The organism is Pedobacter sp. KBS0701 (assembly GCF_005938645.2).
In the GTDB taxonomy this organism is placed as follows: domain Bacteria; phylum Bacteroidota; class Bacteroidia; order Sphingobacteriales; family Sphingobacteriaceae; genus Pedobacter.
Window position 1 is genome coordinate 1 of sequence record NZ_CP042171.1, and the last position, 16,440, is coordinate 16,440.

The window sequence follows — 16,440 nt, forward strand, 5'->3', positions numbered from 1 at the left end:
ATGGAAAAAACTTGTACAGAAGTGTGGAAGAACTGTCTTCAAATTATTAAGGATAACATTCCGAGCCAAAGTTTCAAAACCTGGTTCGAGCCAATAACGGCCCTTAAATTGGAAGGCAAGGTTTTAACCATACAGGTGCCAAGTTTGTTCTTTTACGAATGGCTTGAAGAACATTATGTGGGCTTGCTGCGCAAGACTGTAAAAAAACAACTTGGAGAGGATGGCAGGTTGGAATATAACATCGTTGTAGATAAATCATCAAACAGCGGTAATCCTTATACTACCAATATGCCCTCAAATGGAAATGGAGCGGAGGCAAAGGTACAATCGATGCCGATTCCGGTTTCCATTAATAAGGATATTAAAAACCCATTTATTATCCCAGGATTAAAAAAATTAAATGTTGATCCACAATTAAACGCAAACTATACTTTCGAAAATTATATTGAGGGAGATTGCAATCGCTTGGCGCGCTCTGCAGGTTACGCTGTAGCTGCTAAACCAGGAGGTACATCTTTTAACCCTTTGATGATTTACGGTGGAGTAGGTTTGGGTAAAACGCACCTGGCGCAGGCAATCGGTAATGAGATTAAACGCAGCATGCCAGATAAATTAGTGATCTACGTAAGTTGTGAGAAATTCTGTCAGCAGTTTGTAGATTCCTTGAAAAACAACACCATTAACGATTTCGTTAACTTTTATCAGGCAATGGATGTAATCATCATGGATGATGTGCACAACTTTGCAGGTAAAGAAAAAACACAGGATATTTTCTTCCACATTTTTAATCATCTACATCAGTCGGGCAAACAGGTAATCTTAACATCTGACAAAGCACCGAAAGATTTAGCTGGTTTGGAAGAGCGTTTGTTAAGCCGTTTTAAATGGGGTTTATCTGCAGATCTACAGATTCCTGATCTGGAAACGCGTATCGCTATCTTAAGAAAGAAAATGTATGCTGATGGTATTGAGTTACCGGGCGAGGTGGTAGAATATGTTGCACATAACATTGATAACAATGTACGTGAGTTAGAGGGTGCTATGGTATCTCTTCTGGCGCAGGCTACTTTGAATAAAAAAGAAATCGATTTAGCCCTGGCTAAACAAATGTTGAAGAACTTTATCAAAAATACTTCAAAAGAAATTTCAATGGAATACATCCAGAAATTGGTTTGCGAGTATTTTGAGGTTCCGGTTGATATGGTAAAATCGCAAACACGTAAACGTGAAATTGTTCAGGCCCGTCAAATTTCGATGTACCTATCTAAAAGCCATACTAAATCATCATTGAAAACAATTGGTGCTTTCTTTGGTGGCCGCGATCATAGTACCGTAATTTATGCTTGCCAAACGGTAGAAGATTTAATTGATACTGACAAGAAGTTTAAAGCTTACGTACACGATATCCAAAAGAAATTAAAAATGAGCTAAACTTTAGTGCAAGGGCAGAAAGATAGAAGGGTTTAAATTAAAATCTTTTGTTCGTGTTCAAAAAGTTGAAGCTATAACTATAAAGGCCGATATTTATCGGGCCTTTATAGTTTATCAGGTTTTCTAAACCATTAAAGCTTCTCTATCTCGGCCAAACCATATAACAGTGCAGCAACGTGGAGGGCTTGAGCTATTTTATTATCTTTAATAAACTGTTTTACCTCTTCTACAGTATATTCCTCCACATTTAAAATTTCATGCTCATCTAAATGCTGCTCATCTGTTTTAACACCACCAGTTAAAAAATAAGTAAATGTTCTGTTATTTGAGGTTGCCGGATTGGGATAAAGTTCTGCAATAAATTTGCAGGTTTTAAAACTGTAACCAGTCTCTTCCAAAAGCTCACGTTTAACGGCAAACTCTGGAGCCTCATCACCATCAATCACACCACCCGGAACTTCAAGTGAAATAATATCAGCTGCATGGCGGTACTGGCGTACCATAATTATTTTTCCTTCTTCTGTTAATGCAATCGCATTTACCCAGTTTGGGTATTCTAAAACATAATAATCATCTTTTATCACGCCACCCGGAAGTTTCACTTCATCAACGCGTAAGGTAGCCCACTGTTCGCGTACTAAATATTTAGAGGCTAGTTTCTGCCACTTTTCTATAATCATTTAATTTATATTGTTTATTTTTTTAGCGCCGTGCGCTTGGCGCTTAGCGTACGTATTGCTGTATTGTTTTCTGACGGTGCAAGTTTACCAAATGTACAATCTTGTGCTGATCTGACAAGTATTGATAAACTAAATTAAGTTTTGGTGCAATGCTTTGGTTGCGATCCTGACTTACACCTAACTCATAATACAGAAATTCGCTTAATGAGTCAAGTTTTTCAGGAGGAAGGTTGCCTTCAGTTAACCAATTTTCAAAAACAGAAAGATCTTCATTTTCAAGAATTTCTTTTGGTAATTGAAAGCCGCCTTCCATGGTTTCGTCAAAAAGCTGATTGGCTTCAGCCAGCTTGCCTTCTAACTTTAAGCCCATAATACGGGCCAAAACTTGTGCAAGTTTCTGTATTTCTGCTGTGATTAAATCTCTTCGGTACATTATTGTTGTAATATTAGGTTGTTGAAAAGTTAAAATATTATGTAACGTTCAAAATAAAATCTTTTCCAATCTACGGACTAACCTACCAGCTTCCGCTGCTACCGCCACCGCCAAAGCTTCCTCCGCCAAAGCCACCGAATCCTCCTCCTCCACCAGAAGAACCGCCTCCCCAGCCACCGCTGCTTCGGCCGCCGCCACTTCCAAACAGCATAGCCCAAAATAGGGCGTTAGACGCGCCCCGTCCGCCGATTACTTCGCTTCCGCCTCCGCCACCTTTTCTCATAAAGATGATGATTACGATTACAATAATGATAATAACCACAATACTACCGCCTCCACCACCTTTTTTTGAAGAAGCTTTCGGGTTATCGTTTTTATATTCACCACGGGTATATTTTATAATTGAAGTAGTACCTTCATCCAGACCGGCATAATAGTTTCCTGCTTTAAAATTGGGCTTAATATCGTTATCAATAATGCGTTTGGCATAAATATCAGGTAATGCGCCTTCTAAGCCATAACCCGTTTGAATAGAGATTTTTCGGTCGCCAACTGCCACAACGATCATAATACCATTGTTTTTGCCGCTTTGGCCAACTCCCCATTTCCTGCCCAGTTCTACAGCGTATTCATTAATATCATAATCACCTACAGATTTTAATATCGCTATGGCAATCTGTGTAGAAGAAGAATCGTTAAAAGTTACCAGTTTGCTTTCGAGTGCCTGTTTCTGATCGGCCGATAACACGTTCGCATAATCGTTAACCAGACTGTTGGGCTTTTCTGGAAAATCCTGTGCAAAAGCGAATGTAAATAATAAACTGAGTAATGATAAAAGGAATATTTTCTTCATCTCTTATTTGTTCTCCAGGTTATCCATAAAAACAATATCGTTCGGCAATTCATTAATATCACCTTTTTGCGGTGGGAAGAATAAGGCTAATTTCTCTCCGGCCAATGCTACGCCTGCAATAATGCCATCAGGCAGATTGCCTTTTGTAAAATGCGCTGTCATCGCAATTTTAGTAGTTTCCCAAAAGTTTTCAGGTACCACCTGATGAATCCCGACATCGCCGATAATGGCAAATTTATGATCCGCATGTGCCAGATAAATTAGTACACCATTTCTTTTTGCTGTTTTATCCATGTCCAGTTTAGCAAAATATTCGGTGGCTTTTTCGTATGGATCGCCTGCGCAATGTTTATCAATAGCAATCCTAATTTCTCCGGAAGTTGCTCTTTCTGCATCGGAGATTGCATTTGCTATTTTTTCTTGTTCAATATCTGAAAATAACGACATCTGTTTATTTTTATATGAAGTAAAAAGGGTAATAAATGTTCAGTTAAACATTCACTACCCTTATATATTGTGTTAAAAATAATTAAAACTCTACTTTAGGTGCATTTTTAGCAGATGCGTCAGCCTCGAAATATCCTTTTGGTTTAAAACCGAACATTCCGGCTGTTAAATTGGTTGGAAACGATCTTATTTTGCCATTATATTCCTGTACTGCATCATTAAAATCTTTTCGGGCAACGGTGATCCTGTTTTCGGTACTTTCTAATTGTGCCGATAAATCACTGAATTGTTGTGTAGCCCTTAACTCAGGATAATTCTCTGTAATGGATAATAATTTACCCAATGCCTGACTTAATTCTCCCTGCGCAGCCTGGAATTTTTTGATGTTTTCAGGTGAAAGATCATCCGTGTTAACCGTCATCTGCGTGGCTTTTGCACGTGCCTCAGTTACCGCGGTTAATGTACCCTGTTCAAATTTAGCAGCACCTTTTACGGTTGCTACCAGGTTCGGAATCAAATCTGCTCTTCTCTGATATTGGGTTTGTACTGTTCCCCATTTCGATTTAACGTTCTCATCCAATTTAACCATGCTGTTATATCCGCATGAACTTAAAGTGCTCACTGCAATTACTGCAGCTAAAATTCCAAATATTAATCTTTTCATTTTTATGATTTTGTCTTTTTAATAGAATTGATTTATGGTCAATTTACGAATTAGATATCAAATTGCATGCCTTTGTTACAGTTTCGGTATTTATCTGACAGGTTGACAAGCTACTCATTGAATTTAACAAGGTAAAATCATGAGATTTGATTGAGTAATTTGTGTATATCGAGCCTGGTTCTTTGTTTTGGAGCGCAGGGCCTTTCGCTTTTTTTAATGTTCCTCCCGCTCTCCGCTTTATCCCGATAAAAACCCGTGAAACAATCAAGCACACCAAAATATAACATAAACTTGTGCTTAAATCGGGATGCCCGCTCCGATCGGGGGCTAGAAACTTTAACTGTGCACAGAAAACCGACATAGTAGCAGAAAAATAACCTAATTAAATCTTAAGGATGTCCCCGATCTTTCATCCTACAGTGGGGAGACAAATATTCAAGAATAGTTTAGACATTTTGCTAACCAACTTTAATAGAATACGGATTTTAACGAAGGACGCTGTCAATCCCAGGTGGCAGAAGGATCAAAAAAACAGTTGCAGAATAGAATAAATTGCACCACCAAACCTGAAACGCAGTGGTTTTGTGAAAATACCCCTCAAACTTTCACTTAGCAGAAACAAACAAAACAAAGTGCCGCTGTTTTTTTGATGAGCGTGTGTGGTGAGAAGCCATATTGCTGGATTGACAAAGCGTTTTGGGTACTTTGGCGCTCCAAAGTACCATGCCTCCGCGGCAAAGAGCGGTAGAAAAATTTTGTAATAAAAATCCGTGTTTATCTGTGGTTAAAATCCTTTAACTAACATTGGACAATAGCTAAGGCCTATGAAATAATGCAAATAAATAATTCTGAAAGTACAAGTGAATTTTATTATACAGTTGCCTATCTTTGTACTGTTCGGGATAAAAACCTGACATGATATGCAAAAAGACATCGAAATTACTTTACTCCCTGATCAGGTTGAGCAAACTGAAGTTATTAAACAAAAGCTGGCCGAAGGTCTAAAACTTTCTGAAACTAGAATTAAAGGCTACGAAATTCTAAAAAGATCGATCGATGCCCGTTCCAGAAAGGTGATTTTCCGTTTGCAGGTAAAGGTTTTTGTAGATGAAGAAGCCATTCCTGAAGTTTATACCATTAACTATCCCAATGTGAGCGGAGCCAAACCTGTAATTATTATCGGCGCTGGTCCGGCAGGCTTGTTTGCGGCTTTGCAATGCATTGAAAATGGATTGAAGCCCATTATTATTGAACGTGGTAAAGATGTAAAACAACGCCGGAGAGATTTGGCTGCCATAAACAAGCAGGGATTAGTGAATACCGAATCTAATTATTGTTATGGAGAAGGTGGTGCAGGGACCTATTCTGATGGTAAACTGTATACCCGTTCCAATAAGCGGGGCGATATTAATAAAGTGCTTCAGGTTTTTGTCAACCATGGCGCAGAACCTGATATTGCTATCGATGCCCGTCCACATATCGGTACCAACAAACTTCCACACATCATTACTGCAATAAAAGATACCATTTTGAATGCCGGCGGAGTGGTGCTGTTTGATAGTAAGATGACCGACATTTTAATCGAATTCGGGAAAATAAAAGGAATTGAGATAAATTTTGAAGAAAAACTCCTTGCTGATGATATTATCCTGGCAACTGGTCATTCTGCAAGAGATGTGTATGAATTGTTAAACAGTAAAAATATCCTGATCGAAGCAAAACCATTTGCTTTAGGCGTACGGATTGAACATCCTCAGGAAATTATTGATTCAGCCCAGTACCACTGCGATATCCGCTCGGAATTCTTACCACCAGCTTATTATAGTTTGGTTGAGCAGGTTGGTGCCCGGGGGGTATTTTCATTTTGTATGTGCCCGGGAGGTATTATTGCACCTTGTTCTACTGGCGAAAATGAAATTGTGGTAAATGGCTGGTCGCCATCTAAAAGGAATAATCCTTATGCCAACTCGGGAACAGTAGTTCAGGTTACGTTAAATGATGTTCAGGGTTATGATCCACTTAGAATGTTGCATTTCCAATCGGAGATTGAAAAAATGGCTTTTGAGGCCGGTGGCGGAAATCTGGTAGCGCCTGCGCAGCGTATGGTCGATTTTGTGAATAATAAATTATCGATCGATTTACCAAAGAACTCCTATCTGCCTGGTACCAAAAGTTCGATGCTGGATAATATCCTTCCTGAATTTGTATCTGATAGTTTGCGCGCAGCATTGCCTCTATTTGGTAAAAAAATAAGGGGCTATTACACAAATGAAGCTATTTTGGTAGGAGTAGAAAGCAGAACTTCCTCTCCGGTAAGGATTCCACGAGATAAAGAGACTTATCAGCACCCCCAGGTAAAAGGTTTATATCCCTGTGCAGAAGGCGCAGGTTATGCCGGCGGAATCGTTTCGGCAGCAATTGATGGAATTAACTGTGCAAATGCAATATTGAACGCATCTTAACAAACTTTATAGAGTGCCCGTTGTTATTTCGTTATGTTTAATATCACGAATGAAATAAAAAAAGCTTTCAATGGTGATGCATGGCATGGCAATCATGTAATGCAAACATTGAATAATGTGAATCCGGAAAAAGCATTTAGTCATTTTATTCCCGGTGCACATTCTATTGCAGAAATTGCCTTGCATTTAACTGCCTGGACAGAAGAGGTTAGTTCTAGATTAACCGGTAAGCCAGCTGCAGAACCTGCAAGGGGCGATTGGCCTGAACCTCAATCAGGGACACCACAAGCTTGGGAGCGCATCATCTTTGATTTTAAGATTGCAAATGAAGAACTGATCCGCCTTTGCGAAAGCCTGAAAGACAACCAATGGAATGATGAAGTGAAGAGCGAGCGTAATCCTGCTTTAGGTACAGGAGTAACCAATATTGAATTGGTAAGCGGGCTCACACAACACCATGCCTATCATTCTGGTCAGATTGCTTTATTATCCAAATTTTAATCTGTGTATCTCTCCATCTGTGTAATCAATTTTAAAATGAAAAAGACACTAATTATTGGCGCGTCGCCAGATCCATCCAGGTATGCTTACAAAGCAGCCCACATGCTTAAGCGTTTTAACCATGATATTGTCAATGTTGGCATAAAAAAAGGAGAAGTAGCAGGCACTGAAATTGAAAAGCCTGGAGAAATTCACCAGGATATTGATACCATCACCTTATATATTGGTCCTGCTTTACAGCCACAATACCACGATTATATTCTGGCCACCAAACCAAAGCGGGTAATCTTCAACCCAGGGACTGAAAATTACGAACTGGAGAAACTATTGGATCAGCATGATATAGAACCTGTTGAAGCCTGCACTTTAGTATTGCTAAGTACCGGACAATATTAAAAGCGGTATACTACACCCCAATTTACAAAATCTGCCTGGGCAAAGTGCATATAGGTTTTTGCCTGTAAACCAATATGTGGTGTAATATTAAATGTAGGTCCAAATGTCCAGTACCAGGTAGCTTTGTCCATCAACCTATTGTAGTGGATATATTTTCCAATTTGTGCCGCAACGGTTATTCGCCACAAGTTAATGTCGGCACCAATGCTGATTCCGGTGCGCCAATGGTCGTAAGAAGTACCGTAGTTTTGGAAAGTTTCCCCATAATTATTAGGGTCGAAAACTGTAAAATAATAAACTGCATCAGCACCTGCCTTAAGTGTCATCATATCATTCAGATAGAAATTATAACCTGCATATAATCCACTTTTGTACAAACTTTTATTTCTATTCGCAAATACGCCTCTTGCACCTAAGCCAGCACTAAGCTCAATTGAATTTCGCTGTAAAGTAGTATAAGTGCTTTTCTGCTCCGCAGTTAATGGCTTCTGATTGTTCAACTTCAGACCGATATAAACATTTCCAGTGTTTAAACCTCCGTTTGGAACAGTAGCCCCTCCGTTTGATACATGTAAAAAACCAAAACCCAGTAACAGATCTGCATATTGGCTCATTGGCAGCTCCATTCCTAAATCTGCTTTTATGGTTTCATTAATCGGGCTTCCCAAAAATCTGTTTTTGGTATTATTAAAGTAATACTTGTTTGTGTAACCCAATCCAACGCCAGGCGTAAAATTAAATTTCGCTTTTCCTACTTTGAATAATTGAAAATCCATCTGGGCCACCAAACCATATACCTGCCCAAAGGCATGTTCCGAAGTATCTTTTGTTCCCTTTAATTTGCTTAGGTCTCTGAAAATAAATCCGATCCCATAAGATTTGGCCCCGCTAAACCCGATCCATTTATCACTGTTCCTGCTGATATCCTTAAAATAAGCCGCGTCAAAACCTGTAATCTGGTCTTGGAACAAATGTCCTTGGTCGCTATTTACATGCGTACCGAAAATAGGTTTAAAAATAATCGAATGATTTTCTGATGCAATTTGTGCCTGGGCAAAAGTAGTACAGGTAATCAGGATGATTAGGGATAGGGATAATTTTTTCATTAGTTTTTACTAAAACGGTAAGCAAGACTATAAAAGGCATAACGGTAGCCAGTGGCGCTATTTTTAACTTCATTCGAAGTAAAGCTAGCCGTATAGTTGGCTGTCCAGCGTGCAATAGCAAAAGTTAACCCCACCTGTGTGGTAAAAACAAAAGGTTTTGGTTTAAAGGTAATCGGTCCCTTATCATTCCTAAATAAACCACCCTGCAGGCTCGAATCAAATACCACAGCATGTAATTGTGGACTAACCGAAAGAAAAAGTTCGTATTTGCGCTGAGCTTTATAGTTGTTGTTATTATTCACCAAACTGTTAAAAGCTGCTGAGCCTCCCATATCATTAAATCTTCCCAAACGGAACATGGTACCAAGGTTGGCCTTTGTAATTACGTTGCCAAGCGCAGCCGAAGCCGTTCCCGTAACATCAAATACCTTATTATTGGTGGTTATTAAAAGTTTGTTGTATTCGGCGCCCAGGTTCAGTGCCAGCTCACTATTTAAACCGTATTCCCATCCTTCAATCTGGTTTTGACCAACCAGTTTATGAAATGCTTTTTGAAACTTTTCGCCCAAGGCATCTTTTCCCGTAACGCCAAGCTGTGCCGAAACTTTTAACAGCTGTTTGTTATCATAAAACCGGCTATAATTAGCCTCTCCATATAAGTATGCTGTGAAAGGCCTGTCATGTAAAGCTGGATTAGGTACGAAACTATAATAGGGATTGTAAATTTTTTGACCAAGCTCAAAGCCTATAATCTCTTTGCTTCTCCCGGTTTTCAGGTTTTCACCGTTTAAAGCGTGCCTAAATTTAATAAAAGCACCGTTTGTATAATAGCGGTCGCTGGTAATATCAATATAAGCATCATTCTCTGAGATAATAACAAGCTCATTTTTATAATTTTGCGCGTAACTAATTTCTGCAATGCCGATAAATAGCAGAGAAAAGTATATTTTGAGCATCAACTTCATTTGTTTGGATGGTTTATTAAGGCTATAAAAGTATTAATTATTGTTCAAAATATTGATACTGCAATCCTTTGTTAAGCTTGGTTTATTTATTTAGTACATATTATGCTATTGTTTTTTCAGCAAAGCAGTTGTTGTGCTACTATATCAGCATGTTCCCGCTTTCCTTTTGTAGTGCCAGCGTGAAGCCTGCAGCTACCACTGCAATCGGGTTTAGGTGGGCGGGGGCAGGGGGGTACTTATAAAGTTTCCAGGTGGCGTGTGCGCCAGGAACTCATAAGTCTTCAGATCGCAGATTTCAAAAACCTGATAGGTTTATAAGTGAGGACAAACACCTTTTGCTTCAAAAAGTTTTAACTATAGTAATTTTTTTCTTGCTGAAAACCATTCACTTACGTTAAGCTCTGCACTATTCCACAAGAAACCTTTGGAAGGAACAATATTTTTCCTACTTTTGCATCCCGCTTCGGAGGAAGGGATTGGTTGAAAAGGTGTTATAGAGATAGGAGAGCAGGATTTATTTTAAAATAAATATTGCGGGAGAGAAAAAGATTGCTACCTTTGCAGCCCGGTTCGGAAGAACGGAAAGCCAGTTAAACCTGGCATATTGAAAAGCAAACAAGGAAAGAAGAAGGCTTAAAAAAATAAAATTTATTTTATTTGTGATTTCGGAAAAGATCCTTACCTTTGCACTCCCAACCGAAAGGAAGGGTAAAAAAATCGGAACGGCGGATGCCGGAAAGATAGAAAAAAGATTGAAACAAATGGAAACACGTTTAAGACGAACACGACTTGAACGAACTGAATTTTGAAGATATATAAATGACCGGCCGTGAGGTTTACCAGGTCAATAAGTTCTTAAAAGAGATGTCAATGTAGCGTAGCGAGGTAATGGAGTACCGATCAAAGTACATGATTACGTAGCTTTATTTTAAAGGTGTTGTCTAACAGACAACATAAAAAAAGAAGACTATTTTTAACAATAGTTAAAACTGGTCAGCATCTTACAACACATTTTACAATGGAGAGTTTGATCCTGGCTCAGGATGAACGCTAGCGGCAGGCCTAATACATGCAAGTCGAACGATATTTTCCAGCTTGCTGGAAGAGAAAGTGGCGCACGGGTGCGTAACGCGTATGCAACCTACCTTTATCAGGGGGATAGCCCGGAGAAATCCGGATTAACACCGCATAAAAACACAGGATAGCATTATCCAATGTTCAAATATTTATAGGATAAAGATGGGCATGCGTGTCATTAGCTAGTTGGCGGGGTAACGGCCCACCAAGGCGACGATGACTAGGGGATCTGAGAGGATGACCCCCCACACTGGTACTGAGACACGGACCAGACTCCTACGGGAGGCAGCAGTAAGGAATATTGGTCAATGGAGGCAACTCTGAACCAGCCATGCCGCGTGCAGGAAGACTGCCCTATGGGTTGTAAACTGCTTTTATCCGGGAATAAACCTCTTTACGAGTAGAGAGCTGAATGTACCGGAAGAATAAGGATCGGCTAACTCCGTGCCAGCAGCCGCGGTAATACGGAGGATCCAAGCGTTATCCGGATTTATTGGGTTTAAAGGGTGCGTAGGCGGCCTGTTAAGTCAGGGGTGAAAGACGGTAGCTCAACTATCGCAGTGCCCTTGATACTGATGGGCTTGAATGGACTAGAGGTAGGCGGAATGAGACAAGTAGCGGTGAAATGCATAGATATGTCTCAGAACACCGATTGCGAAGGCAGCTTACTATGGTCTTATTGACGCTGAGGCACGAAAGCGTGGGGATCAAACAGGATTAGATACCCTGGTAGTCCACGCCCTAAACGATGAACACTCGCTGTTGGCGATACACAGTCAGCGGCTAAGCGAAAGCGTTAAGTGTTCCACCTGGGGAGTACGCTCGCAAGAGTGAAACTCAAAGGAATTGACGGGGGCCCGCACAAGCGGAGGAGCATGTGGTTTAATTCGATGATACGCGAGGAACCTTACCCGGGCTTGAAAGTTAGTGAATGATTTAGAGATAGATCAGTCCGCAAGGACACGAAACTAGGTGCTGCATGGCTGTCGTCAGCTCGTGCCGTGAGGTGTTGGGTTAAGTCCCGCAACGAGCGCAACCCCTATGTTTAGTTGCCAGCATGTAATGGTGGGGACTCTAAACAGACTGCCTGTGCAAACAGAGAGGAAGGAGGGGACGACGTCAAGTCATCATGGCCCTTACGTCCGGGGCTACACACGTGCTACAATGGATGGTACAGAGGGCAGCTACATAGCAATATGATGCGAATCTCACAAAGCCATTCACAGTTCGGATTGGGGTCTGCAACTCGACCCCATGAAGTTGGATTCGCTAGTAATCGCGTATCAGCAATGACGCGGTGAATACGTTCCCGGGCCTTGTACACACCGCCCGTCAAGCCATGGAAGTTGGGGGTACCTAAAGTATGTAACCGTAAGGAGCGTCCTAGGGTAAAACCGATAACTGGGGCTAAGTCGTAACAAGGTAGCCGTACCGGAAGGTGCGGCTGGAATACCTCCTTTCTGGAGTAGACTCACCTACTCGCCACGCAACATGATATTTCTAATTAAGGTATATGGTAATAAGGTATAAGGCTTAAGGTCTTGATACTGGATACTAAATACTTTAAAAGCACAAGAGAAAAAAGAAACACCCAGAAGAAAACGGTGGGCTACTATAAAGGTAAGCTTAACGGAGACAAGAAGGGGAAGCCAAAGGAAGCAGTAGCGGTAAGATACTATATACTGCAAACTATTGCTTACCTGAAATCAAGAAGTCCCGTAGCTCAGCCTGGTTAGAGCACTACACTGATAATGTAGGGGTCTCCAGTTCAAATCTGGACGGGACTACCATTGAAGTTGGGAGTAAAGAGAAAAGAGCCTGGGAGTTATGAATACTCCAGACTAATGACTCCAAACTCAAAACTGATACTCTGGGGGATTAGCTCAGCTGGCTAGAGCGCCTGCCTTGCACGCAGGAGGTCAACGGTTCGACTCCGTTATTCTCCACTGAAGAATGGCAACCGTTTAACGGTTCGTCCCGATAGCTATCGGGACCGTTATTCTCCACCATTGAGGTTGAGGGTCAGAAGGTAGAAGGCAAAGAGGTAAACTTTAAGCCGGTACATAGACCACAACAGAATAAATACCTTATTATCGGGATAGATAATATACATTGACATAAAGATTAAGAAAAGAAGAAACGCCAGGGGGGCACATATATAGATATAATAATATCGAAATATGAAACGGTTCGAGACCGCAGTTTTTTACTAACGAAGCTGAAACGAAGCTTAGGTTGGGGACAATGAAACCCTCCGCCTTTATACCTTCGGCCTTCAGCCTCAGTAAAGTTCTTTGACATATTGGAAGAAGTTAAAAAAGAAGAGCAAACAACAATAGGCGACTGTTGTGTTTGTGCTCTCCCGACTTTACGTTGGGAATGAGACATCATAACAAGAGCAAAAAAGCATACCTTGCGGCGCAAAAGGCGCAAGAGTAGAAGAAAGTAATAAAGAGTACACGGGGGATGCCTTGGCTCTCAGAGGCGATGAAGGACGTGATAAGCTGCGATAAGCTTCGGGTATTTGCAAATAGGAATTGATCCGAAGATTTCCGAATGGGGCAACCCGGCATGTTGAAGACATGTCACATATAATGAGCAAACCTGCCGAACTGAAACATCTAAGTAAGCAGAGGAAGAGAAAATAACAATGATTTCCTAAGTAGTGGCGAGCGAAAGGGAAAGAGCCCAAACCTACTTTGTTACGGCAAAGTGGGGGTTGTAGGACTGCAACATGGCATTAGCAAACAGAAGTGGAATGGGATGGGAAGCCCAGCGATACACGGTGATAGCCCGGTACACGTATAGAATGCTAGCCTAGCAGTATCCTGAGTACCGCGAGGTCGGAGACGCCTTGTGGGAATCTGCCGGCACCATCCGGTAAGGCTAAATACTCCTGAGAGACCGATAGTGAACCAGTACCGTGAGGGAAAGGTGAAAAGAACCCCGAACAGGGGAGTGAAATAGAACCTGAAACCGTGTACTTACAAGCGGTCGGAGCGTCCAGGTGGCGTGACGGCGTGCCTTTTGCATAATGAGCCTACGAGTTACTCTTCTCTGGCAAGGTTAAGTGCTTCAGGCACGGATCCGAAGCGAAAGCGAGTCTGAATAGGGCGTATAGTCAGAGGAGGTAGACGCGAAACCTTGTGATCTACCCATGGACAGGTTGAAGGTGCGGTAACACGTACTGGAGGACCGAACCGATAAACGTTGAAAAGTTTCCGGATGATCTGTGGGTAGGGGTGAAAGGCTAATCAAACTGGGAAATAGCTCGTACTCCCCGAAATGTTTTTAGGAACAGCGTCGACGTTGAGTTATATAGAGGTAGAGCTACTGATTGGGTGCGGGGGAGTCAAATCCTACCAAATCCAGACAAACTCCGAATGCTATATAATATAGTCGGCAGTGAGGCGCGGGGTGCTAAGGTCACGCGCCGAGAGGGAAAGAACCCAGACCATCAGCTAAGGTCCCCAAGTTACAGTTAAGTTGAACTAACGAGGTCCGATTGCACAGACAGCTAGGATGTTGGCTTGGAAGCAGCCATTCATTTAAAGAGTGCGTAACAGCTCACTAGTCGAGCGATCGGGCATGGATAATAAACGGGCATTAAACTGTACACCGAAGCTATGGGATTGAAATATATCGGTAGGGGAGCATTCTATCGGCAGCGAAGGTACCTGGTAATGGGTGCTGGAGCTTATAGAAAAGCAAATGTAGGCATAAGTAACGATAAGGCGGGCGAGAAACCCGCCCACCGAAAGGATAAGGTTTCCTGATCAACGCTAATCGGATCAGGGTTAGTCGGGACCTAAGGAGAACCCGAAGGGGAAATTCGATGGACAACGGGTTAATATTCCCGTACTTTTTATAACTGCGATGTGGGGACGGAGTAGTGACACTGCCGCGATCTGACGGAATAGATCGTTAAAGGCTGTAGGTATTAGAACGGTAGGCAAATCCGCCGATCTAGCTGAACGCTGATAGTACCGCAAGCCTTCGGGTGAGTGGATAGTGCAGGTAATCAGACTTCCAAGAAAAACCGCTAAGCTTCAGGTTATAAAAACCCGTACCGCAAACCGACACAGGTATCCGGGAAGAGGATTCTAAGGTGCTCGAGTGAATCATGGCTAAGGAACTCGGCAAAATGGCCCTGTAACTTCGGGAGAAGGGGCGCTGGCAGTAATGTCAGCCGCAGTGAAAAGGCCCAGGCGACTGTTTAACAAAAACACATGGCTTTGCAAAATCGAAAGATGAGGTATAAGGCCTGACACCTGCCCGGTGCTGGAAGGTTAAGAGGGGATGTCATCGTAAGAGAAGCATTGAATCGAAGCCCCAGTAAACGGCGGCCGTAACTATAACGGTCCTAAGGTAGCGAAATTCCTTGTCGGGTAAGTTCCGACCTGCACGAATGGTGTAACGATCTGGGCGCTGTCTCAGCCATGAGCTCGGTGAAATTGTGGTCCCGGTGAAGACGCCGGGTACCCGCAACGGGACGGAAAGACCCCATGCACCTTCACTACAATTTAACATTGACATTGGATACAGGATGTGTAGGATAGGTGGGAGGCTTTGAAGCGGCGTCGCTAGGCGTCGTGGAGCCAACGTTGAAATACCACCCTTTCTGTATTCGGTGTCTAATCCCTCTAAGGGGGAGACATTGTTTGATGGGTAGTTTGACTGGGGTGGTCGCCTCCAAAAAGGTAACGGAGGCTTTCAAAGGTAAGCTCAGTACGCTTGGTAACCGTACGCGGAGTGCAATAGCATAAGCTTGCTTGACTGTGAGACAGACAAGTCGATCAGGGTCGAAAGACGGATATAGTGATCCGGTGGTTCTGCATGGAAGGGCCATCGCTCAAAGGATAAAAGGTACGCTGGGGATAACAGGCTGATCTCCCCCAAGAGCTCATATCGACGGGGAGGTTTGGCACCTCGATGTCGGCTCGTCACATCCTGGGGCTGGAGAAGGTCCCAAGGGTTCGGCTGTTCGCCGATTAAAGTGGCACGCGAGCTGGGTTCAGAACGTCGCGAGACAGTTCGGTCCCTATCTGTTGTGGGCGTAGGAATTTTGAGTGGGGCTGACCTTAGTACGAGAGGACCGGGTTGGACCAGCCTCTAGTGAATCTGTTGTTCCGCCAGGGGCATTGCAGAGTAGCTACGCTGGGAATAGATAAGCGCTGAAAGCATCTAAGTGCGAAACTAGCCACGAGATGAGAATTCCATATAGGACCGTAGCAGACTACTACGTTGATAGGCTACAGATGTAAAGCTGGCGACAGCACAGTCGAGTAGTACTAATCATCCGAAGCTTTCAAAGCAAACAGACTGTTGTTTGTTCTTCAAACTAACTTCTTTCAATAATATGTCATTTAAGGCTGGAAGGCCGAAGGTAGAAAGGCGGAAGGTATATACCCTCCCACCCTAAAAC

At 42.3% G+C, this 16,440-nt stretch carries 11 protein-coding genes, 2 tRNA genes and 2 rRNA genes; 8 read left to right on the top strand and 7 right to left on the bottom strand.

Annotated features, from left to right (window positions below; translation table 11 throughout):
• Nucleotides 1-1,431, top strand: a complete 1,431-nt coding sequence (gene dnaA, locus FFJ24_RS00005; RefSeq protein WP_121287815.1) for a chromosomal replication initiator protein DnaA — start codon at nucleotides 1-3, stop codon at nucleotides 1,429-1,431.
• A 131-nt stretch (nucleotides 1,432-1,562) separates the two neighbouring features.
• Here dnaA and FFJ24_RS00010 read toward each other — a convergent pair whose 3' ends face one another.
• The 5 genes from FFJ24_RS00010 to FFJ24_RS00030 all read right to left on the bottom strand — a co-directional run bounded on the left by FFJ24_RS00010 (nucleotide 1,563) and on the right by FFJ24_RS00030 (nucleotide 4,508).
• The gene (locus FFJ24_RS00010; protein WP_210419433.1) at nucleotides 1,563-2,111 is read right to left on the bottom strand and encodes an NUDIX hydrolase; all 549 of its coding nucleotides are present in this window, start codon (nucleotides 2,109-2,111) and stop codon (nucleotides 1,563-1,565) included.
• A gap of 43 nt (nucleotides 2,112-2,154) precedes the next feature.
• The gene (locus FFJ24_RS00015; protein ID WP_138820085.1) at nucleotides 2,155-2,544 is read right to left on the bottom strand and encodes a hypothetical protein; all 390 of its coding nucleotides are present in this window, start codon (nucleotides 2,542-2,544) and stop codon (nucleotides 2,155-2,157) included.
• Between the two features lie 82 nt (nucleotides 2,545-2,626).
• A complete protein-coding gene (locus FFJ24_RS00020; RefSeq protein ID WP_138820087.1) occupies nucleotides 2,627-3,397 on the bottom strand; it encodes a YgcG family protein in 771 nt (256 codons plus the stop codon).
• A 3-nt stretch (nucleotides 3,398-3,400) separates the two neighbouring features.
• Nucleotides 3,401-3,844, bottom strand: a complete 444-nt coding sequence (locus tag FFJ24_RS00025) for a TPM domain-containing protein (RefSeq protein ID WP_138820089.1) — start codon at nucleotides 3,842-3,844, stop codon at nucleotides 3,401-3,403.
• A gap of 82 nt (nucleotides 3,845-3,926) precedes the next feature.
• A complete protein-coding gene (locus tag FFJ24_RS00030; RefSeq protein WP_132403466.1) occupies nucleotides 3,927-4,508 on the bottom strand; it encodes a LemA family protein in 582 nt (193 codons plus the stop codon).
• A 920-nt stretch (nucleotides 4,509-5,428) separates the two neighbouring features.
• Here FFJ24_RS00030 and FFJ24_RS00035 point away from each other — a divergent pair.
• The 3 genes from FFJ24_RS00035 to FFJ24_RS00045 are packed head-to-tail and all read left to right on the top strand — an operon-like array spanning nucleotide 5,429 to nucleotide 7,867.
• Nucleotides 5,429-6,970, top strand: a complete 1,542-nt coding sequence (locus FFJ24_RS00035) for an NAD(P)/FAD-dependent oxidoreductase (RefSeq protein ID WP_138820091.1) — start codon at nucleotides 5,429-5,431, stop codon at nucleotides 6,968-6,970.
• Between the two features lie 33 nt (nucleotides 6,971-7,003).
• Nucleotides 7,004-7,471: a DinB family protein gene (locus tag FFJ24_RS00040; RefSeq protein ID WP_138820093.1), complete on the top strand. Its 468-nt coding sequence runs from the start codon at nucleotides 7,004-7,006 to the stop codon at nucleotides 7,469-7,471.
• A gap of 36 nt (nucleotides 7,472-7,507) precedes the next feature.
• The gene (locus FFJ24_RS00045) at nucleotides 7,508-7,867 is read left to right on the top strand and encodes a CoA-binding protein (RefSeq protein ID WP_138820095.1); all 360 of its coding nucleotides are present in this window, start codon (nucleotides 7,508-7,510) and stop codon (nucleotides 7,865-7,867) included.
• Here the strand turns inward: FFJ24_RS00045 and FFJ24_RS00050 are convergent.
• Both FFJ24_RS00050 and FFJ24_RS00055 read right to left on the bottom strand, forming a co-directional pair.
• Nucleotides 7,864-8,973: an acyloxyacyl hydrolase gene (locus tag FFJ24_RS00050; RefSeq protein ID WP_138820097.1), complete on the bottom strand. Its 1,110-nt coding sequence runs from the start codon at nucleotides 8,971-8,973 to the stop codon at nucleotides 7,864-7,866. The genes FFJ24_RS00045 and FFJ24_RS00050 overlap by 4 nt on opposite strands.
• Entirely contained in the window at nucleotides 8,973-9,929 is a 957-nt protein-coding gene (locus FFJ24_RS00055; RefSeq protein ID WP_168202344.1) for a lipid A deacylase LpxR family protein, read from the bottom strand. Before FFJ24_RS00055 ends, FFJ24_RS00050 begins: the two co-directional genes overlap by 1 nt.
• Nucleotides 9,930-10,953: 1,024 nt before the next feature.
• Between FFJ24_RS00055 and FFJ24_RS00060 the strand changes: the two genes are divergently transcribed.
• The 4 genes from FFJ24_RS00060 (at nucleotide 10,954) to FFJ24_RS00075 (ending at nucleotide 16,329) form a co-directional block, all read left to right on the top strand.
• Nucleotides 10,954-12,475 (top strand): 16S ribosomal RNA (locus tag FFJ24_RS00060).
• Between the two features lie 252 nt (nucleotides 12,476-12,727).
• Nucleotides 12,728-12,805, top strand: a tRNA-Ile gene (locus FFJ24_RS00065).
• Nucleotides 12,806-12,887: 82 nt separating this feature from the next.
• A tRNA-Ala gene (locus FFJ24_RS00070) sits at nucleotides 12,888-12,961 on the top strand.
• 493 nt (nucleotides 12,962-13,454) lie between these two features.
• Nucleotides 13,455-16,329, top strand: a 23S ribosomal RNA gene (locus tag FFJ24_RS00075).
• The 16S and 23S rRNA genes sit together here with 2 tRNA genes alongside, the layout of an rRNA operon.
• The last annotated feature ends 111 nt before the right edge of the window (nucleotides 16,330-16,440 follow it).